Here is a 16716-nt window from a genome sequence, read left to right as displayed (position 1 = left end):
ATAGTTCCAAAATACAAACAGCTTCTATTTCCGTAGAGAGCTTTTCAAAAAAATAGATTTAAACAGTAGTATTAATTGTTGAATGGAGCGGTAAAGTATATATTTGCCCGCTCGAAAATTTCGAGATAAAAATTCAACACCCAAAAACAACACAAAATGCAAAATAAAGGACTAATTACCGTATTTGCTATCCTTTTCGGGATTGTGAGTTTGTACCAGTTATCGTACACCTACATCGCAAATAAGGTAGAAACCGATGCGAAGGAATATGCAAAAAGCAACTTCCCGGAGAATGAACCTGCCGAAAGACAAAAAGCAGAAGCACAATATTTGCTAGATGCTACCAACGAGCCACAAATGCTCGGAATAGATTATAAAACGGCTAAAGAAAAAGAATTAAACAAAGGTCTTGACCTTAAGGGAGGTATTAACGTAATCCTACAGGTTTCGGTAAAAGATATCTTGTCTGGATTGGCAAACAATACCAAAGACCCTGCATTTAATCAAGCGTTGGCGAATGCAGATGAGCTTCAAAAGGATTCACAGGACACCTATGCAGAGTCCTTCTTTAAAGCTTTTGAAGCGTTACCAGGTGACAATAAGCTAGCCTCTCCGAATATCTTCTTCAACAAAAATTTAGAAGATGCTATTGAAAGTACCAATGTGAGTAATGATGAAGTAAAAGCTGTTATCACTAGAAAAATTGACGAGTCTATCGCTTCAGCTTTTGAAGTATTGCGTAAGCGTATTGATAAATTTGGAGTAACACAGCCTAACCTACAGCGTTTAGGAAATTCTGGACGTATCTTAGTTGAATTGCCAGGAGCAAAGGATATTGAACGTACGAAGGACCTTTTACAGAGTACGGCACAATTAGAATTCTGGACAGCTCATAAAGCGGAAAGCTTCCAAAGCTTTTTGTTTGAAGCAGATGCAAAATTAAAAACAATGATTTCTCCAACGACTGAAATTGCAGGAGAAACAACTGACGAAGTAGTAGAAGAAGCAACTGATGTTGCACAAGACAGCACTGCAGTAGCAGCTGAAAATACACAGGAAGACGACGATCTGGAAAGTTTATTAGGAGAGGATACTGAGGCAGATGCTTCAGACGATCCAGCAGTAAATAATCCGTTGTTATCTAGAATCCAATTTGGAGCACCAGGTTCTCCTATTATTGCTTCTATTGAAAACAAAGATCTGGAAACAGTAAAGGGATACCTTAACAATCCACAAGTTCGCCAATTGTTACCAGCCGAATTACGTTATACAAAGTTTGTATGGGGTTTACCAACAACTAGAGAAGTAACCGTAGATGGTGAAAAGGAAAACCTGGAATATGTAGATTTATATGCACTGGTAGGAAACCGTGAAAATGAAGCGCCTCTAAGTGGTGGTGTTGTAACAGATGCTGTACAAACCTACGATCAAGTAGGTCGTGTCGCTGTAAGTATGCAAATGAATGGTACGGGAGCCAAGAAGTGGGAAGAAATGACCGGAGAAGCCTTTACCAATAAAAGCCAAATTGCTATTGTGTTGGATGACGTAGTATATTCTGCGCCAGGGGTAACGTCTGGACCTATTGCAGGAGGACGTAGTGAAATTACAGGTGATTTTACCATCTTACAGGGTCAGGATTTAGCAAACGTACTCCGTGCGGGTAAACTTCCTGCTTCTGCAGATATTATTCAGGCAGAAGTTGTAGGGCCAACCTTAGGTCAGGAAGCTATCGATAGTGGTATGATTTCGTTTGGGATTGCACTTCTTTTTGTATTGCTATGGATGATTTTCTACTACGGAAAAGCAGGAGCCTTTGCCGATGTTGCCTTAGTAGTAAACATCTTGTTTATCTTCGGAATATTAGCAGGACTTGGAGCTGTATTAACGCTTCCTGGTATTGCAGGTATTGTATTAACCATTGGTATTTCGGTAGATGCAAACGTACTTATTTTTGAAAGAATACGGGAAGAGCTCGCTAAAGGAAAAGCGCAGCGTGATGCCATTAACGATGGTTTTAGAAACGCACTTTCTTCTATTTTAGATGCCAACATTACCACAGGACTTACAGGTCTTATTTTATTAGTATTTGGTACAGGACCTATACAAGGATTTGCAACTACCTTATTAATTGGTATTGTAACATCATTATTTACTGCCATCTTTATTACAAGATTGTTTATAGATCGTTATACAAAAAATGGGAAACCATTACCGTGTTCTACATCAATGACCAAAAACTTGTTCAAGAATGTAAATATCGATTTCTTAGGAAAGCGTAAGATTGCTTATGTAATTTCTGGAATTTTAATACTTATTAGTTTGAGTTCATTATTTACAATTGGGTTGAATCAAGGTGTGGATTTTGTTGGAGGTAGAACATATACTGTTCGTTTTGATAAGGATGTAAATCCTTCTGAAATCGAAAGTGACTTAATCACTGTGTTTGAAAGTGCCGAAGCTAAAACCTATGGGTCTGATAACCAATTAAAAATTACTACCAAATATAAAGTAGACGAAACAAGTGCCTCTGTAGATAACGAAGTGGAAGCAACCTTGTTTGAAGCGTTAAAGCCTAACCTTCCTGCAACGATGACCTTAGAGCAATTTAAGGCAGACGACGACAATAAGGTCGCAGGGCGTATGGAGTACTACAAAGTAAGTCCAACCATTGCAGATGATATTAAAAAATCGTCTTTCTGGGCAGTATTAGGATCGCTTGTAGTAGTGTTCTTGTACATCTTACTTCGTTTTAGAAGATGGCAATTTAGTTTAGGTGCTGTTGCGGCGGTATTCCATGATGTATTAATCGTATTGGGTATCTTCTCGTTAACACACCAGTTTATGCCGTTTAGTATGGAGATTGGCCAGAGTTTTATTGCGGCAATCTTAACCGTAATTGGATACTCGCTGAATGATACCGTGGTAGTGTTTGACCGTATTCGAGAGTTCTTTAATGAGCACCCAGGTTGGAAAATGAACCGCATTATTAACAGTGCCTTGAATAGCACGTTGAGTCGTACATTGAACACCTCTATCACTACGTTGATAGTATTGTTATGTATCTTCTTTATAGGAGCCGAATCTATTCGTGGATTAATCTTCGCATTAATTGTGGGTGTGATTGTAGGTACCTACTCATCCTTGTTCATCGCAACACCAGTATTCTTTGATACGGTGAAGAAAAGAGGAATCGATTTAACCGAAAAGAAAGAAGAGGAAGATGAAGCGTTAATCGCATAGATTTAATTCTAAACTTTTTTATATACTGAAAGCCCGCTCTTGTGTAAAGAGTGGGCTTTTTTATTGTATTACTTTACTGGTTATAAGGAGTTGCTTGGCGTGTTTTTTTGCATCTGTAAAAAATGCCTTATCAAAAATTATATGAAGACGCTATAGGTGTCTTTAACTTCGTATTAAATAAATTCGGAACCGTCTTATTATTAACATTCATGAACGATTACTATGCGTTTTTTCTGTGCAATGCATCTATTATATCTATAAAAATTGCATAAAATTAATACTTCAAGGTCTTCTGGAGTACGTATGGCAATCTATAAAAGTTCTAGCTAATTGCTGTTCAATTTTATTGTTACGGTATAAAAAACCTCCTGTGTCGTAAGAAGTATTGGAACAAGATAAATTAATCCTTTTTCCAAACCAAAAAATCCCCAGCTTCCAAGCCCCATTGGTCGCTTAGCCCAGCATTTACTTCCAGTACATAAGTTGCAGGAGCTTCAGATGGTAAGGAGGTTTGATCCAGCGGCTGTGCATTTTTTTGAATGCTTACCACTTCATTTTTAGCATTGAGGTAGATAATATCTAAGCCAAACTCTGTATTTTTCATATAAAAACTTCGGGGTTGCTCGTTTGGAAAGATAAAGAGCATCCCGCGGTTAGGTAACATGCTTTTTCGATACATTAATCCGGTTTGGGTTTCATAGTCACCTTCGGCAATTTCCAATTCTAATGTGGCAATAATGCTATCGGTTTTAGCTTTCTTTAAAACCCCATTGGCTTCTTTGGTGAAAGCGATATCCTTGGTTAAAACTTTTGTATCTTCTTTGGGAGTTTCTTTACAACTTCCAGCAGAAAGTAGCAATGCAATACCTGCAAATACATAGAGTAGCTTTTTCATTTTCAAATAGTTTATTCAGTAGTACCGTCTTCTGTATAGACATTTTTCTTCGATTGCCATAAAATATAAAACCCAGCGATTATAAACGGAATACTAAGCACTTGTCCGGTATTCAACATCCAAACATCACGTGCATCAACCTGAGCAATTTTATAGAATTCGACTATAAAACGCGTCATAAATAAGAGGATTAAAAACCATCCAAAAATATAGCCAACATATTTTTTATTCGGAGTTTTCCAATAGATAAACCAGCAGACTAAAAATGTAATGATGTACCCTAAAGCCTCATACAACTGTGTTGGGTGACGGTCTGGTACGGTGGCTAGAATTTCGGCAAACTGAGGATTATTTGCAATGGCATCATAGGCCTTGTTCACATCTTTTATCCCGGTTACTTTTATAGCTTCAGAAGGATAGATATCATGGCGAAGCATTTTAATTCCTAAAGGATATTCTCCAGAAGGTTTTCCAACGATTTCAGAATTTATAAAATTACCCAAACGAACAAACGCACCGCCAATAGCGACAGTAATCACCACGCGATCAAAAATCCACAAGGTAGGTTTTTTAAGCATTTTACGGTTATACATTATAAGCGCTATGACAATGGCAATAGCTGCACCGTGGCTTGCGAGACCCCTAAAACCTGTAAATTCAAATTCGGGCACCGTTTTAAAAGGCAGTATTACAGAAAGTGGATCCTCCCAAAGCAATTCAGTTTCGTAAAAAACTACGTGCCCTAATCTTGCACCTATTAGAATAGCCAAAACCATATAAATGAAAATACTATCCAGTTTTTCCATAGAAATATTATCTTTTATGAAAAAACGCTTCATAATAAACCACCCCACAACAAATGCAATTACATAGGAAAGGCTATAATATCGAATCATGAAAAAACCTAGATCTAACCCTTCACTTGGGTTCCAGGTACTTAAAAAGTGTAGCATACTGTAGATTTATGAAGTGTAAAGATAGCGAAATTGACTAGGGGAAAAAGTGAGGTGCTTCTATTTTTATTTTGAAACTGTTAGCATGGGATTATATCCTAAACGTCTTTAGGGCGATAAAACGCTATGAAAATGTACCACGTACATTCTTAGTGAACAGACGAGATGGCGCCTAGGCTTAGTTGTCATCTTTTTCCGGCACTGGATCATATCCTGAACCTCCCCAGGGATGACAACTAAAAATACGTTTTATAGTAAGCCAACTCCCTTTTAAAAGTCCGTGTTTTTGCAATGCCTCTACACCATAATGAGAGCAGGTAGGCTGATAGCGACATGTGGAAGGAAAAATAGGTGAAATAGCCCGCTGGTAAACACGGATTAAAAAAATAAAAGGATATGTAAGTATTTTTTTCATTTAATTCTAAATGAGTCCCTTTAAAGCATGATCCGTTATTTTAGCGGGAGGGTTAAGGGGGCAAATTTTACGACAGTGAAAAAGTGGTCCCTTCTTTACCATCTTTCAGCTGAATGCCAACTTCCTGAAGTTCATCCCGAATTCGGTCACTTGTAGCAAAATCTTTATTGGAGCGTGCCTGGTTGCGAAGTTCTATAAGCAGTCCAACGGCTCCTTCTAATTTTATAGCAGATTCATCTCCTGAAACTGTTGCATCTTCCAGCCCAAGCACATCAAAAAGAAATGCTTTCATAGTTGCTGAAAGAATTTCTAAATCTTCACTTGTGATAGTTGCGTTGCCCTCTTTTAATCCGTTAATAAATTTGGTAGCTTCAAAAAGATGGGCGATTAAGATGGGACTGTTGAAGTCGTCGTTCATAGCATCGTAGCAGGATTGTTTCCACTCACTAATTGAGAGACTACTTTTTTCTGAAGTTTCAATAACGCTCAGGCTATGATACGCATCTAGTAATCTATTAAATCCTTTTTCCGAAGCTTCTAACGCTTCATTTGAAAAATCTAGCATACTTCCATAATGCGCTTGGAACATAAAGAACTTAGCTACCGAAGGAGAGAATGTTCTGCCTAAGGCGTTGTTCTCGCCAGAAAATAATTCGCCAGGCAAAATGTTGTTTCCGGTAGATTTGGACATCTTCTTACCATTCAAGGTTAACATATTAGTGTGCATCCAATAATTTACAGGGCTTTTTTTGTTGCTGGCCTCGGCTTGTGCAATTTCACATTCGTGATGCGGAAATTTTAAATCCATCCCGCCTCCGTGAATATCGAAAGTTTCACCTAAATATTTTGTGCTCATGGCTGTACATTCCAAATGCCAACCAGGAAATCCTTCGCTCCATGGTGAAGGCCAGCGCATAATGTGCTGTGGCTCGGCTTTTTTCCAAAGTGCAAAATCCTGCGGATTCTTCTTTTCGCTTTGGGCTGCCAACTCACGGGTGTTGGTAATCATATCCTCCAACTTTCGGCCGCTTAATTTTCCGTAGGTGTGGTCTTCGTTAAATTTTACCACATCAAAATAAACCGATCCGTTTTTCTCGTAGGCGTATCCTTCAGTAATTAAATTCTCGACAATAGCAATTTGCTCGTAAATGTGTCCTGTGGCGGTAGGTTCTATACTTGGTGGCAACGCATTAAATTTCGCCATGGTTTCGTGAAAATCTACCGTGTATTTTTGTACAATTTCCATAGGCTCTAATTGCTCTATGCGTGCTTTTTTAAGGATAGGGTCGTCACCACTTTCACCATCATTTTCTAGATGACCAGCGTCGGTAATATTCCGCACATAACGTACTTTAAAACCAAGGTGTTTTAAGTATCTAAAAACTAAATCGAAAGATAAAAAAGTACGGCAATTTCCCATATGTACATTGCTGTATACGGTCGGGCCACATACATACATTCCTACAGCGCCTTCATGGATTGGGGTAAAAGTCTCTTTTTCTTTAGTGAGAGAATTGTAAATTTTTATTTTTTGATCTTTATAAAGGCTCATGAGTTGCTTTAAAGGGCTTTCTGTTTATTTTAAATTATATTTCAGTTTCGATTTCAATCCAGCCTACACACCAGCAAAATCGGTGTTCAACTGAATATAATCTAAGAAATCTCTTCGTGTTTCGGCTTCTTTAAACTTTCCGCCGTACTCGCTTGTCACAGTACTGCTGTCAATATCACGGATGCCTCTGGAGTTTACACATAAGTGTTTTGCATCTATGACGCAGGCTACGTCTTCGGTTTTAAGAACTGCTTGTAATTCTTTTACAATTTGAATGGTAAGTCGTTCTTGTACTTGGGGCCTTTTAGCGTAGTAATCTACAATACGGTTCATTTTTGAAAGTCCAACTACAGTACCATTAGAAATATAGGCAATATGAGCCTTTCCAACGATAGGTAATAAATGGTGCTCGCAAGTGGAGTAGAGGGTGATGTTTTTTTCAACCAGCATCTCTCCATATTTGTATTTGTTATCGAAAGTAGATGCGTTTGGTTTTCTTTCTGGGTGTAGACCACCAAAGATTTCTTGTACAAACATTTTTGCCACACGGTTAGGAGTGCCTTTTAAACTATCATCTGTTAAGTCTAGTCCCAATGTTTGCATAATGTTGCGCACGTCTTCTTTGATACTGGCAATTTTTTCAATATCGCTTAAGTCGAAAGCATCCTTTCTTAACGGTGTTTCAGCAGAAGTGCCTATGTGTTCATCACCTAAATTTTCTATATCTGAAAGCTGTTTTTCCAAATCCATGTGTCCAATTATTATGTATTTTTAATACAATGGGCAAAGATACGTATTTCAATAGTGGTGTTATAAATTTGTAACATACTATTTCGTGGTAGTTTTGGCTGGTGGTTTTTTTGATTTCTTGAAAGTATATGTACAGGAAAGAAGAAGTGCGGTTTCAAAATTTTTAAAAACTGAGTTTTAGAAAGTAATATTAAATAAACCGTGAGAAGATTTTATATGTTTAAGCCAAACGTAAATACTAAATTGTTGGTTACCGTAGTAATAGTAGCCACGCTAGTTAAACCTACAGTATATAATTGTTCGCTGCGGTCTTGCTCTGCTCTTGCGTAGGATAGATCGAAAGTATAATTACCAAAATTGTAACCTAACCCTAGCGAAAATCCGTTAAGGTCTCCTACGATGTCGCTATTTTTATAAGGGCTTTTCTCATATCTATAGCCGCCTCGCAGGCTTAACTGATTAATTCTGTATTCGCCTCCTACACGTATGGTTGAAGCACCAGTTAACTGATTATTTATGGCAGTATTTTGTGATGCGAAAAAGGCATCACTTTCTGGTTTATATTCAATATTGGAAAAATCTTTATAGGAATAATCTAAGCTAATCAATCCTTTTTCTCCAAAGATATAAGCGGTACTAGCGGTAATTTTTCCAGGAGTTTGCAAATTGTAATTCTCAAAAATATTTAATACGTTAGGATCTACAATTTCTGTAATTGTTTGGTTGTCTTGCGTTCTTTGCGCTTCGATATATTGAGAGGTTTCTTCGGATATTTCATACCAGGTAGGTGTATCGTACGTAAGACCTACTCTGAAATTTTCCAACTTTGCAATTGCTCCTAACTGCGCAGAAAATCCAGCCCCTAAAACTGAAAGATTGTTTTCAAAACCAATGGCATTCACAGAGCTTCCTGTATTGTTGTTGGTTTCATATAAAAAAGTGCTTCTTTGGTAATCTATAGCGTGGGAATTTAAATTTATTCCGAAGAAAAAATTGTCTTTATACTGTGTAGCGACATTAAACGTATACTTGCCGGCATACCCACGAGTTAGTACACTGTATTCTTGATTAAAAGTGCCATTTGCTACATTGCTCACATATTGGGTATTTGATAGGTCGTCAGACAATGGATCAAAAATAAAAGCTTGGTATCCTAAAAATGCATTTTGTGCTCTTACACCTTCAGTTTCCCCTAGAAAATTATACAAACTTGAAATAGATTCACCATTTTGTAATTGCAACAGATTTAAAGGAATTCCTTGAGCTTGCTCGGTAAAGAAATTAGCAACTGAAGTGTTTCCTCTTCCCTGAAAAAACAAGTCGTTATCAAAATTTTGTGTATTGTTATAATTTAAACCCAAAGTGATTTTCCGCCACGGTGATTCTTCTTTTCCAATATCAAAAACAAAAACAATTCCTGCTTGATTCAGGCTTATATCATAGTCTTCACTTCGAGTAATGGTGTTGAAATAATTGGCTTCATTCTCAACGCTGTTTGAAGAAAAAGAAACCGATGCGCTATTGTTTAAGAAAACAGCGCTCCCAGCAGGGTTAATTGCAATGGAGGATAAGTCACCTCCAAGAGCTCCAAACGCACCGCTTAACGCGTTGAATCTAGCTGTTCCAGTTGTGTTTTCTGTTGCGTATCTTAGTCCATCTGTAACGGTTTGGGCATTCCCAAAAGTCATAGTTAGGATAGCTATGATAAAGATTGGAGTTCCTTTCATATGTATAGTATTTCGTAAAATTATTGAATATTAATCGCTTCCGCCACCTCTTCGTGACCCGCCACCTCTGCTTCCCGAAGATCTTGAACTTCCTCCAGAACTTCTAACAGAACCAGAAGACCTTGAACTTCCTGAACTTCTGTAAGATCCGGAAGAACGCGAAGATGAATTAGAAGATCTGGTATTGGCACGTGATCTGTTTGGCGATGATGATCTGTTGTAGGAGTTATTTCTAGAATTTGGATTACTTCTGTACGTATTATTTCTAGTCGATTTAGCATTCCTAGAATAGATGCCTGTTTTAGAACGAGTAGCATTCGTGTTTCTGCTATTATTATAACGACGAACCGAACTTCTAGCATCACTGCTCGAACTTCTTCTGGTGTTTTCAGACCTCGAATATGAACTGCTCTCTCTAGAATTACTTCTGCCATAGTCGGTAGTATTTCTACGGCCTCTATTGTACGCTACACCATTGCCGTATCCTCCATATCCATTATTTCCGCCATAGTATCCTCCTCCGTAATACGGATTGTAGTGTCCGCCATGATAGCCACCCCAACCACCATAATAACCTCCGTAGTATCCACCATAGCCGTAAGGAGACCATCCATATCCCCAATAAGAACTTCCCCATCCATACCCGTAATAACCTCCGTACCAAGGACGATAAAATCCACCCCATCCATAACCATAGAAGCCTCCGCCCCAATTGTTAAATCCTGTTTCATAAATATTTACCGTAACATTAGAGGCATTGTTGCCCCATGCTCCATATTCTTCATCATAGCCAGATTCTCGTGTAATAATATATCCTTCATCATCTATATAGTCTTCAGAAACATATGCGTCAATATCTGTAAATACCAGATCTTCACCTGGTATACTTTCATACTCTGCATTTTTAGTTTTGAAATATTGCTTGTAATAATTGCTATTGTCTACTTCATTCGTAACAACTTCTTCATTTTCTGAAGTATTGTTGTAAATTCCATCTTGTGTAGCATATTGAGAAGATCCACACGAAAGTAGGGTAAGAGAGAGTAGGCCTAACACTACTATGGATAAATAATTTTTTGAGGATGTATATTTAGTTTTCATAACTGAAGTAATTTTTATTGTTGGGCTACGTAAAAATAACTAGTTTTGCCCGATTAAACTAATCAATTAACAAAGTCACAACATTTGTGCCAAACTACAGGCTATGGCAAAGAATTTAACAACGCGAGAAGAGGATTATAGTAAATGGTACAACGAGCTGGTTGTTCAGGCCGATATGGCTGAAAACAGTGGCGTTCGTGGCTGTATGGTGATAAAACCATACGGATTTGCCATTTGGGAGAAAATGCAGGCAGAATTGGACCGAATGTTTAAGGAAACCGGACATCAAAACGCGTATTTCCCTCTTTTTATTCCGAAATCCTATTTCAGCAAAGAAGCAAGTCATGTGGATGGTTTTGCTAAAGAATGCGCTGTAGTTACACATTACAGGCTTAAAAACGACGGAAAAGGAGGCATTATGGTAGATCCAGATGCTAAGTTAGAAGAAGAGTTAATTGTGCGCCCAACGTCTGAAACCATTATTTGGGACACCTACAGAAAATGGATTCAAAGTTATCGTGACCTTCCATTGTTAATAAATCAGTGGGCCAATGTTGTGCGTTGGGAAATGAGAACAAGATTGTTTCTGCGAACTGCCGAATTTTTATGGCAAGAAGGGCATACAGCTCACGCAACAGAAACCGAAGCCATAGCCGAAGCAGAACAAATGATGCACATATATGCAGAATTTGCCGAAAACTATATGGCGATGCCTGTTATAAAAGGCCTTAAAACTGAAAGTGAGCGTTTTGCTGGAGCGTTGGAAACCTACTGTATAGAAGCGCTAATGCAAGACGGAAAAGCTTTGCAAGCAGGAACTTCACACTTTTTAGGTCAAAATTTCGCCAAAGCTTTCGATGTAAAATATGCCACTAAAGAAGGTGGTCAAGAATATGTTTGGGCTACTTCCTGGGGTGTTTCTACACGACTGATGGGGGCTTTAATTATGACCCATAGTGACGATAATGGCTTGGTGTTACCTCCCAAACTGGCGCCAGATCAAGTAGTGATAGTGCCTATTTATAGAAATGATGAACAACTGGAAGCTATTAGTGAGGTTGCAAAAGACTTGCAACAGCAATTAAGAGCAAAAGGGATTCGTGTTAAGTATGACGATCGCGACACCCAAAAACCAGGTTGGAAATTTAACCAATACGAATTACAAGGGGTTCCAGTACGAATTGCCATTGGTCCAAAAGATTTGGAAAAAGGAACAGTTGAGTTGGCTAGAAGAGATACATTGCAAAAACAGTTTGTAAATCGTGAAGAAGTAGTGGGGGTTGTTGAAGGATTAATGATCGAAATTCAAGAGAATCTCTACACAAAAGCACTGAATTACAGAGCAGAACATACAACTAAGGTTGAGACATACGAAGCATTTAAAAAAGTGCTAGAAGAAAAGGGTGGATTCATTTCAGCACATTGGGATGGTACTTCTGAAACTGAAGAACAAGTTAAAAACGAAACAAAAGCTACAATTAGGTGTATTCCGATAGATGGTGATGATGAGGTGGGAACCTGTATGGTTACTGGAAAAACTTCTAAAAGAAGAGTACTTTTTGCAAAGGCATATTAATTTTTTTGAAAAAAGATTGAGTGGGATTTGCAACATTAAAAAATAGTTGTATTTTTGCATCCGAATTAAAAAAGAAATGGTCCGTTCGTCTAGGGGTTAGGACGCCAGGTTTTCATCCTGGTAACAGGGGTTCGATTCCCCTACGGACTACAAATTAAGATTTAAACAAACAAAATGGCGAATCACAAGTCAGCATTAAAGAGAATTAGAAGTAACGAAGCAAAGCGCTTACGTAATCGCTATCAGCACAAATCTACACGTAATGCTATTAAGAAGTTACGCGAGATGACAGACAAGAAAGAAGCGGAAAAGTTTTTCCCTGCTGTAATCTCTATGGTAGACAAATTGGCTAAGAAAAATATTATCCACGACAACAAAGCGGCTAATGTTAAGTCTAAGTTAGCTAAGCACGTAGCGGCGCTATAAGTTTAAATTGCTTAAAAATTTAGAACTCCTCCAATGTTGGGGGAGTTTTTTTATGGGAGAAATTTAGTTTTTTCTAAAATTCTAAAATCCACATATACTTTTTTTCTACCTATCCCTTAGTGCATAACAACAATGCTAAAACACGCTTTGTCTTGAGTTGTTGCAGGAATATTATACACTCCCTTTTCCAAATCTGCTTTAAATAAAATCATGGAAAGTCCGTGAGTACCATTGCTACTATCATATTTTGGTGCTACAGGTAATTGCTTCCAATTGGCGAGTTTATTGAAAATTATGGTATAACCACCATCAAAAATATCGTGGAAGAAAAAGTAAACAGTAGAAGGTTGCTTTAAATCTAATTTTATTTTTGTGCCATTTGGAGGGCGATGGATACCTTGGAATAACATACCGCCTTCCATTTCGTGGGGTATTACATCATAGGTATAGTCTCTGTCCAAATGCTGGATCACACCTTCCTTAAACGGGGCATAACTGTACAGAAAACTTGGCTCTGAAGATATAACAATTCTCTTCTCAATTTCTGCAACCAATTCTTTATCCGGTTTGTGAAGCATTTTAATTGTCACTGTATCACTGGAAGTAAATTTCAGGATAAAAATCACACCAAACAATAGTAGAACGGCTAATACTAGAACAATTCGCCCATTATATGGTTTGACATTGAACATGATTCTCTATTTCATATTATTTGGCACTAACAAACTATAATCTCCTCCATTCCTGGCAAGATCTCTTACAATAGAAGAAGAGATATACGCGTATTCCGGACTACAAATTAAAAATAAGCTCTCTATACCATTTACTTTCTCATTTGCTTGTGCAATGGTTTGCTCATACGAAAAATCGGCTGTGTTCCGAAGTCCTCTTAGTATCCATTGCGCTTCTTCAGCTTTACAGAAATCGGCTGTTAGGCCTTGGTAAGAAGTTACTTTTATTTTTGAGTTGCCGGAGAAAGCAGCTTTTATTTTTGCGATACGTTCGTCAAGGGGCCACATATAATTTTTAGCAGCATTTACACCTATAGCAATAATAATTTCATCGAACAGCGGCAATGCCCTTTCTATGATATTTATATGCCCTAACGTTATAGGATCGAAAGAGCCTGGAAAAACTGCTTTACGTATGGTGTTTTTTGAAGTCAAAAGTTTTAAATTTCGTTAGTCGCTTCCCGTGCACACCCAAAAGTTATTATGAGCCTAATGCACTTTGTTTCTTTTTATTTTAACCGTTGTTACCTGAGTATTTATCGTTTGTCACTCAAAACAGCTTCTAAGGTACAAAAGTTATTTTTGCCAAGAACTAAAACCTTCCAGCGGCCTCTTCAATTAAACTTCCAAAGAAATCTGTAAGATTCATTCCTGCTTGGCGAACTTGTTTGGGGATAATGCTCTCTTTGCTAAGTCCTGGTGTGGTATTGGTTTCTATTAAATAAGGTTCTCCATTTTGGATAATAAATTCTGATCTGGTAACACCGCTCATGCCCAATATGGAGTATACTTTCTTGGCTTCTTCTTGTACCTTTTTTATTTCATCTTCGGGAATTCTTGCGGGGGTAATTTCCTGCGATTTGCCCAAATATTTCGCTTCATAATCAAAAAACTCATTTTCTGAAACTATTTCAGTAGGCATAAAAACGTGAATCTCATTATGTAATTTATACACACCTACCGATACTTCTGTTCCCACCAAAGCGGTTTCAATTAAAACTTCGTGATCTTCAGCAAATGCTTTTTCCAGTGCTTTTTCAACATCTTCTAAAACATTCACTTTACTAATTCCATAACTAGAACCCGCTCTGTTTGGTTTCACAAAACACGGTAACCCTACTTTTTTAATAATTTCGTCAACATCATAAGCAACTTCCCTGTTTACATAATAGGAATTAGCACATTTTATTCCGAAACCTTTCAGCACAGAGAGACAATCACGTTTGTTAAAACTAAGTGCGCTTTGGTAAAAATTGGGTGAGGTATGCGGAATATTCAACAGTTTCCAATAGGCCTGTAAGAACCCATCTTCTCCCGGTGTTCCGTGTACTGTATTGAAGATTACGTCTGGTACCACATTTGTTCCGTCTACTCCAAAACTGAAATCTCCTTTATTAATAGCGTGTTTTTGTCCGTTTTCAGCAACATAAAACCAACCTTCCTTTAAAATATGAACCGCAAATACGTTGTAAGCAGAAGTATTTAACGCTTCACAAACTACTGCACCACTGTTGAGCGAAATTTGAAACTCGCTGGAATAGCCTCCCATGACAACCGCTATATTTTTTTTTTCCATACCAAAGCCTTATTTAATGCGTTTATCAAAAATATAACTAATCGTATAAAAGTTGCTAACTTTAGGTTTGTTATTTTTGCGTCCTAACCCAAAGTGTATGTCTTTTTTTAAATATATTTTTTCCAAAGCCTTTATCAAACAATTACTACTTATAATTGTAGGACTTATCGTGCTGTCTTTTGTAGTATTGTGGTGGCTTAAAAGTACCACCAATCACGGACAGCAAATTGAAGTCCCCGATTTGGCTAAGCTTACATTAACCGATGTTGAAAATGTACTGGACGAAAACGATTTGCGATACGAAATATTAGATTCGGCCAATTATAATCCGGAGTACCCAAGATTTTCAGTGATTGAACAAATACCGAAAGCTGGAAAATTTGTAAAGGAAGATCGTAAAATCTATTTAACCTTAAATCCATCTGGTTACCGGAAGGTGAAAATTCCTAATGTTGTAGGGAAAACTAGACGCCAAGCAGAGCCTACATTACTCGCAATGGGTTTTAAAATAGGGAAAGTAACTACGAAGCCACACATGAGTGACCAAGTGTTGGAAATTAGACATGGAGGCTCTAAAATTGATCCAGATACCGAACTTGAAATAACATCGGTACTTGATCTTATTGTGGGTGATGAAAGTTTAAGCAGAATAAACAGAAACAATGAAGACAGCGAAAACGATTCTGAAACTACAAATGATAACAACGAAGCACCCGAAGATGATGGCGGAAACTAACCAAACGGAAGACAATGGAGGCAATGACGACCTTTACGAACATTTTAGATTTGTAGCAGACAAAGGGCAATCTCCTTTGCGAGTAGACAAATACCTTATGAACAAGGTAGAAAATGCTACGCGGAATAAAATTCAGAAGTCAGCTAAAGACGGTAATATTTATGTAAATGACGTAATTGTAAAGCAAAATTATAAGGTGAAAGCGGGAGATGTAGTTACTGTTATGTTCGAACACCCGCCTTATGAAATGCTGCTCACACCAGAAGACCTCCCCATAAACATCGTGTATGAAGACGACGATCTCCTTGTGGTGAATAAAGAGCCAGGTATGGTTGTACATCCTGGGCACGGTAATTATAGCGGTACTTTAATTAATGCGCTTACGTTTCATTTCGATAATCTACCAAATAATAGTAGTAATAGGCCAGGGTTGGTACATAGAATAGATAAAGATACCAGCGGATTGCTTGTTGTGGCTAAGACAGAGCAGGCCATGACGCATCTCTCCAAGCAATTTTTTAAAAAAACTACCGAACGTGAATATGTTGCCTTAGTTTGGGGCGATGTGAAAGAAGATGAAGGTACTGTTGAAGGACATATAGGACGTCACCCAAAGAATAGATTACAAAACACAGTATATTTAGGCGAGGATGCCGAAGAAAAAGGAAAAGCTGCTGTGACGCATTATAAAGTTTTGGAACGTTTGGGGTATGTAACTGTAGTAAGTTGCAGATTAGAAACAGGACGTACACACCAAATACGAGTGCATATGAAGCATATTGGTCATACCCTTTTTAATGATGAAAGATACGGTGGTGAAAAAATACTGAAGGGAACCACCTTTACCAAATACAAGCAATTTGTAGACAATTGTTTTAAAGTATTACCAAGACAAGCACTGCATGCAAGAACGCTAGGATTTATACAGCCCACCACGGGAGAATTTTTACGTTTTGAAGCCTCCATACCAGAAGATATAGAGGCTTGTTTAGACAAGTGGCGAAACTATTCAAAACATGTGATTGAATAAAAAGTATG

Annotated in this window: 15 protein-coding genes and 1 tRNA gene; 6 read left to right on the top strand and 10 right to left on the bottom strand. The window is 37.8% G+C overall.

All coding sequences use genetic code 11. The features are described 5' to 3' along the window. Positions 1-156: 156 nt before the first annotated feature. Positions 157-3240: a protein translocase subunit SecDF gene (gene secDF / locus ACQ2HF_RS00390; protein WP_432411531.1), complete on the top strand. Its 3084-nt coding sequence runs from the start codon at positions 157-159 to the stop codon at positions 3238-3240. Positions 3241-3640: 400 nt separating this feature from the next. Here secDF and ACQ2HF_RS00385 read toward each other — a convergent pair whose 3' ends face one another. From ACQ2HF_RS00385 to ACQ2HF_RS00355, 7 genes are all read right to left on the bottom strand, one after another. Beyond that, the gene (locus tag ACQ2HF_RS00385; protein WP_432411530.1) at positions 3641-4135 is read right to left on the bottom strand and encodes a DUF192 domain-containing protein; all 495 of its coding nucleotides are present in this window, start codon (positions 4133-4135) and stop codon (positions 3641-3643) included. Between the two features lie 11 nt (positions 4136-4146). After that, on the bottom strand, positions 4147-5088 hold the full coding sequence (lgt, locus tag ACQ2HF_RS00380) for a prolipoprotein diacylglyceryl transferase (protein ID WP_432411529.1): 942 nt from the start codon (positions 5086-5088) through the stop codon (positions 4147-4149). Between the two features lie 178 nt (positions 5089-5266). Further along, entirely contained in the window at positions 5267-5503 is a 237-nt protein-coding gene (gene yidD, locus ACQ2HF_RS00375) for a membrane protein insertion efficiency factor YidD (protein WP_432411528.1), read from the bottom strand. A gap of 67 nt (positions 5504-5570) precedes the next feature. Continuing rightward, positions 5571-7055 (bottom strand): cysteine--tRNA ligase, encoded by a 1485-nt coding sequence (gene cysS, locus ACQ2HF_RS00370; protein WP_432411527.1) that lies wholly within the window; start codon positions 7053-7055, stop codon positions 5571-5573. A 63-nt stretch (positions 7056-7118) separates the two neighbouring features. Then, a complete protein-coding gene (folE, locus tag ACQ2HF_RS00365) occupies positions 7119-7805 on the bottom strand; it encodes a GTP cyclohydrolase I FolE (protein WP_432411526.1) in 687 nt (228 codons plus the stop codon). A 212-nt stretch (positions 7806-8017) separates the two neighbouring features. Beyond that, positions 8018-9532 (bottom strand): OmpP1/FadL family transporter, encoded by a 1515-nt coding sequence (locus ACQ2HF_RS00360; protein WP_432411525.1) that lies wholly within the window; start codon positions 9530-9532, stop codon positions 8018-8020. 30 nt (positions 9533-9562) lie between these two features. After that, entirely contained in the window at positions 9563-10633 is a 1071-nt protein-coding gene (locus ACQ2HF_RS00355) for a hypothetical protein (RefSeq protein WP_432411524.1), read from the bottom strand. A gap of 103 nt (positions 10634-10736) precedes the next feature. Between ACQ2HF_RS00355 and proS the strand changes: the two genes are divergently transcribed. The 3 genes from proS to rpsT all read left to right on the top strand — a co-directional run bounded on the left by proS (position 10737) and on the right by rpsT (position 12635). Further along, positions 10737-12209, top strand: coding sequence for a proline--tRNA ligase (gene proS, locus ACQ2HF_RS00350; RefSeq protein WP_432411523.1), 1473 nt, complete (start codon positions 10737-10739; stop codon positions 12207-12209). 78 nt (positions 12210-12287) lie between these two features. Beyond that, positions 12288-12359, top strand: a tRNA-Glu gene (locus ACQ2HF_RS00345). 24 nt (positions 12360-12383) lie between these two features. Beyond that, entirely contained in the window at positions 12384-12635 is a 252-nt protein-coding gene (gene rpsT, locus ACQ2HF_RS00340) for a 30S ribosomal protein S20 (protein WP_432411522.1), read from the top strand. Positions 12636-12751: 116 nt separating this feature from the next. Here rpsT and ACQ2HF_RS00335 read toward each other — a convergent pair whose 3' ends face one another. The 3 genes from ACQ2HF_RS00335 to ACQ2HF_RS00325 form a co-directional block, all read right to left on the bottom strand. After that, entirely contained in the window at positions 12752-13327 is a 576-nt protein-coding gene (locus tag ACQ2HF_RS00335; RefSeq protein WP_432411521.1) for a hypothetical protein, read from the bottom strand. A gap of 6 nt (positions 13328-13333) precedes the next feature. Then, positions 13334-13783 carry a pantetheine-phosphate adenylyltransferase gene (coaD, locus tag ACQ2HF_RS00330; RefSeq protein WP_432413043.1) on the bottom strand — a complete coding sequence of 150 codons (450 nt, stop codon included), beginning with the start codon at positions 13781-13783 and terminating at the stop codon, positions 13334-13336. Positions 13784-13958: 175 nt separating this feature from the next. Further along, entirely contained in the window at positions 13959-14942 is a 984-nt protein-coding gene (locus tag ACQ2HF_RS00325) for a D-alanine--D-alanine ligase (RefSeq protein ID WP_432411520.1), read from the bottom strand. 97 nt (positions 14943-15039) lie between these two features. On the opposite strand from ACQ2HF_RS00325, the gene ACQ2HF_RS00320 reads away from it, so the two are divergent. Then, positions 15040-15678 carry a PASTA domain-containing protein gene (locus tag ACQ2HF_RS00320; RefSeq protein ID WP_432411519.1) on the top strand — a complete coding sequence of 213 codons (639 nt, stop codon included), beginning with the start codon at positions 15040-15042 and terminating at the stop codon, positions 15676-15678. Beyond that, positions 15665-16708, top strand: coding sequence for an RluA family pseudouridine synthase (locus ACQ2HF_RS00315; protein WP_432413042.1), 1044 nt, complete (start codon positions 15665-15667; stop codon positions 16706-16708). Before ACQ2HF_RS00320 ends, ACQ2HF_RS00315 begins: the two co-directional genes overlap by 14 nt. Positions 16709-16716: the final 8 nt, after the last annotated feature.

The sequence above is a fragment of the Rasiella sp. SM2506 genome (genome assembly GCF_050859505.1).
Lineage (GTDB): Bacteria > Bacteroidota > Bacteroidia > Flavobacteriales > Flavobacteriaceae > Marinirhabdus.
Note: the sequence above shows the minus strand (reverse complement) of the source record. Positions and strands in the feature narration are given on the sequence as shown.

Excerpts from the sequence above, each read along its gene's own strand:
- ACQ2HF_RS00360 (WP_432411525.1), bottom strand. The coding sequence starts at position 9,532 with ATGAAAGGAACTCCAATCTTTATCATAGCTATCCTAACTATGACTTTT.
- secDF (WP_432411531.1), top strand. The coding sequence starts at position 157 with ATGCAAAATAAAGGACTAATTACCGTATTTGCTATCCTTTTCGGGATT.
- ACQ2HF_RS00355 (WP_432411524.1), bottom strand. The coding sequence starts at position 10,633 with ATGAAAACTAAATATACATCCTCAAAAAATTATTTATCCATAGTAGTG.
- folE (WP_432411526.1), bottom strand. The coding sequence starts at position 7,805 with ATGGATTTGGAAAAACAGCTTTCAGATATAGAAAATTTAGGTGATGAA.
- ACQ2HF_RS00385 (WP_432411530.1), bottom strand. The coding sequence starts at position 4,135 with ATGAAAAAGCTACTCTATGTATTTGCAGGTATTGCATTGCTACTTTCT.
- ACQ2HF_RS00335 (WP_432411521.1), bottom strand. The coding sequence starts at position 13,327 with ATGTTCAATGTCAAACCATATAATGGGCGAATTGTTCTAGTATTAGCC.
- ACQ2HF_RS00315 (WP_432413042.1), top strand. The coding sequence starts at position 15,665 with ATGGCGGAAACTAACCAAACGGAAGACAATGGAGGCAATGACGACCTT.
- lgt (WP_432411529.1), bottom strand. The coding sequence starts at position 5,088 with ATGCTACACTTTTTAAGTACCTGGAACCCAAGTGAAGGGTTAGATCTA.
- rpsT (WP_432411522.1), top strand. The coding sequence starts at position 12,384 with ATGGCGAATCACAAGTCAGCATTAAAGAGAATTAGAAGTAACGAAGCA.
- proS (WP_432411523.1), top strand. The coding sequence starts at position 10,737 with ATGGCAAAGAATTTAACAACGCGAGAAGAGGATTATAGTAAATGGTAC.
- cysS (WP_432411527.1), bottom strand. The coding sequence starts at position 7,055 with ATGAGCCTTTATAAAGATCAAAAAATAAAAATTTACAATTCTCTCACT.
- ACQ2HF_RS00325 (WP_432411520.1), bottom strand. The coding sequence starts at position 14,942 with ATGGAAAAAAAAAATATAGCGGTTGTCATGGGAGGCTATTCCAGCGAG.
- yidD (WP_432411528.1), bottom strand. The coding sequence starts at position 5,503 with ATGAAAAAAATACTTACATATCCTTTTATTTTTTTAATCCGTGTTTAC.
- ACQ2HF_RS00320 (WP_432411519.1), top strand. The coding sequence starts at position 15,040 with ATGTCTTTTTTTAAATATATTTTTTCCAAAGCCTTTATCAAACAATTA.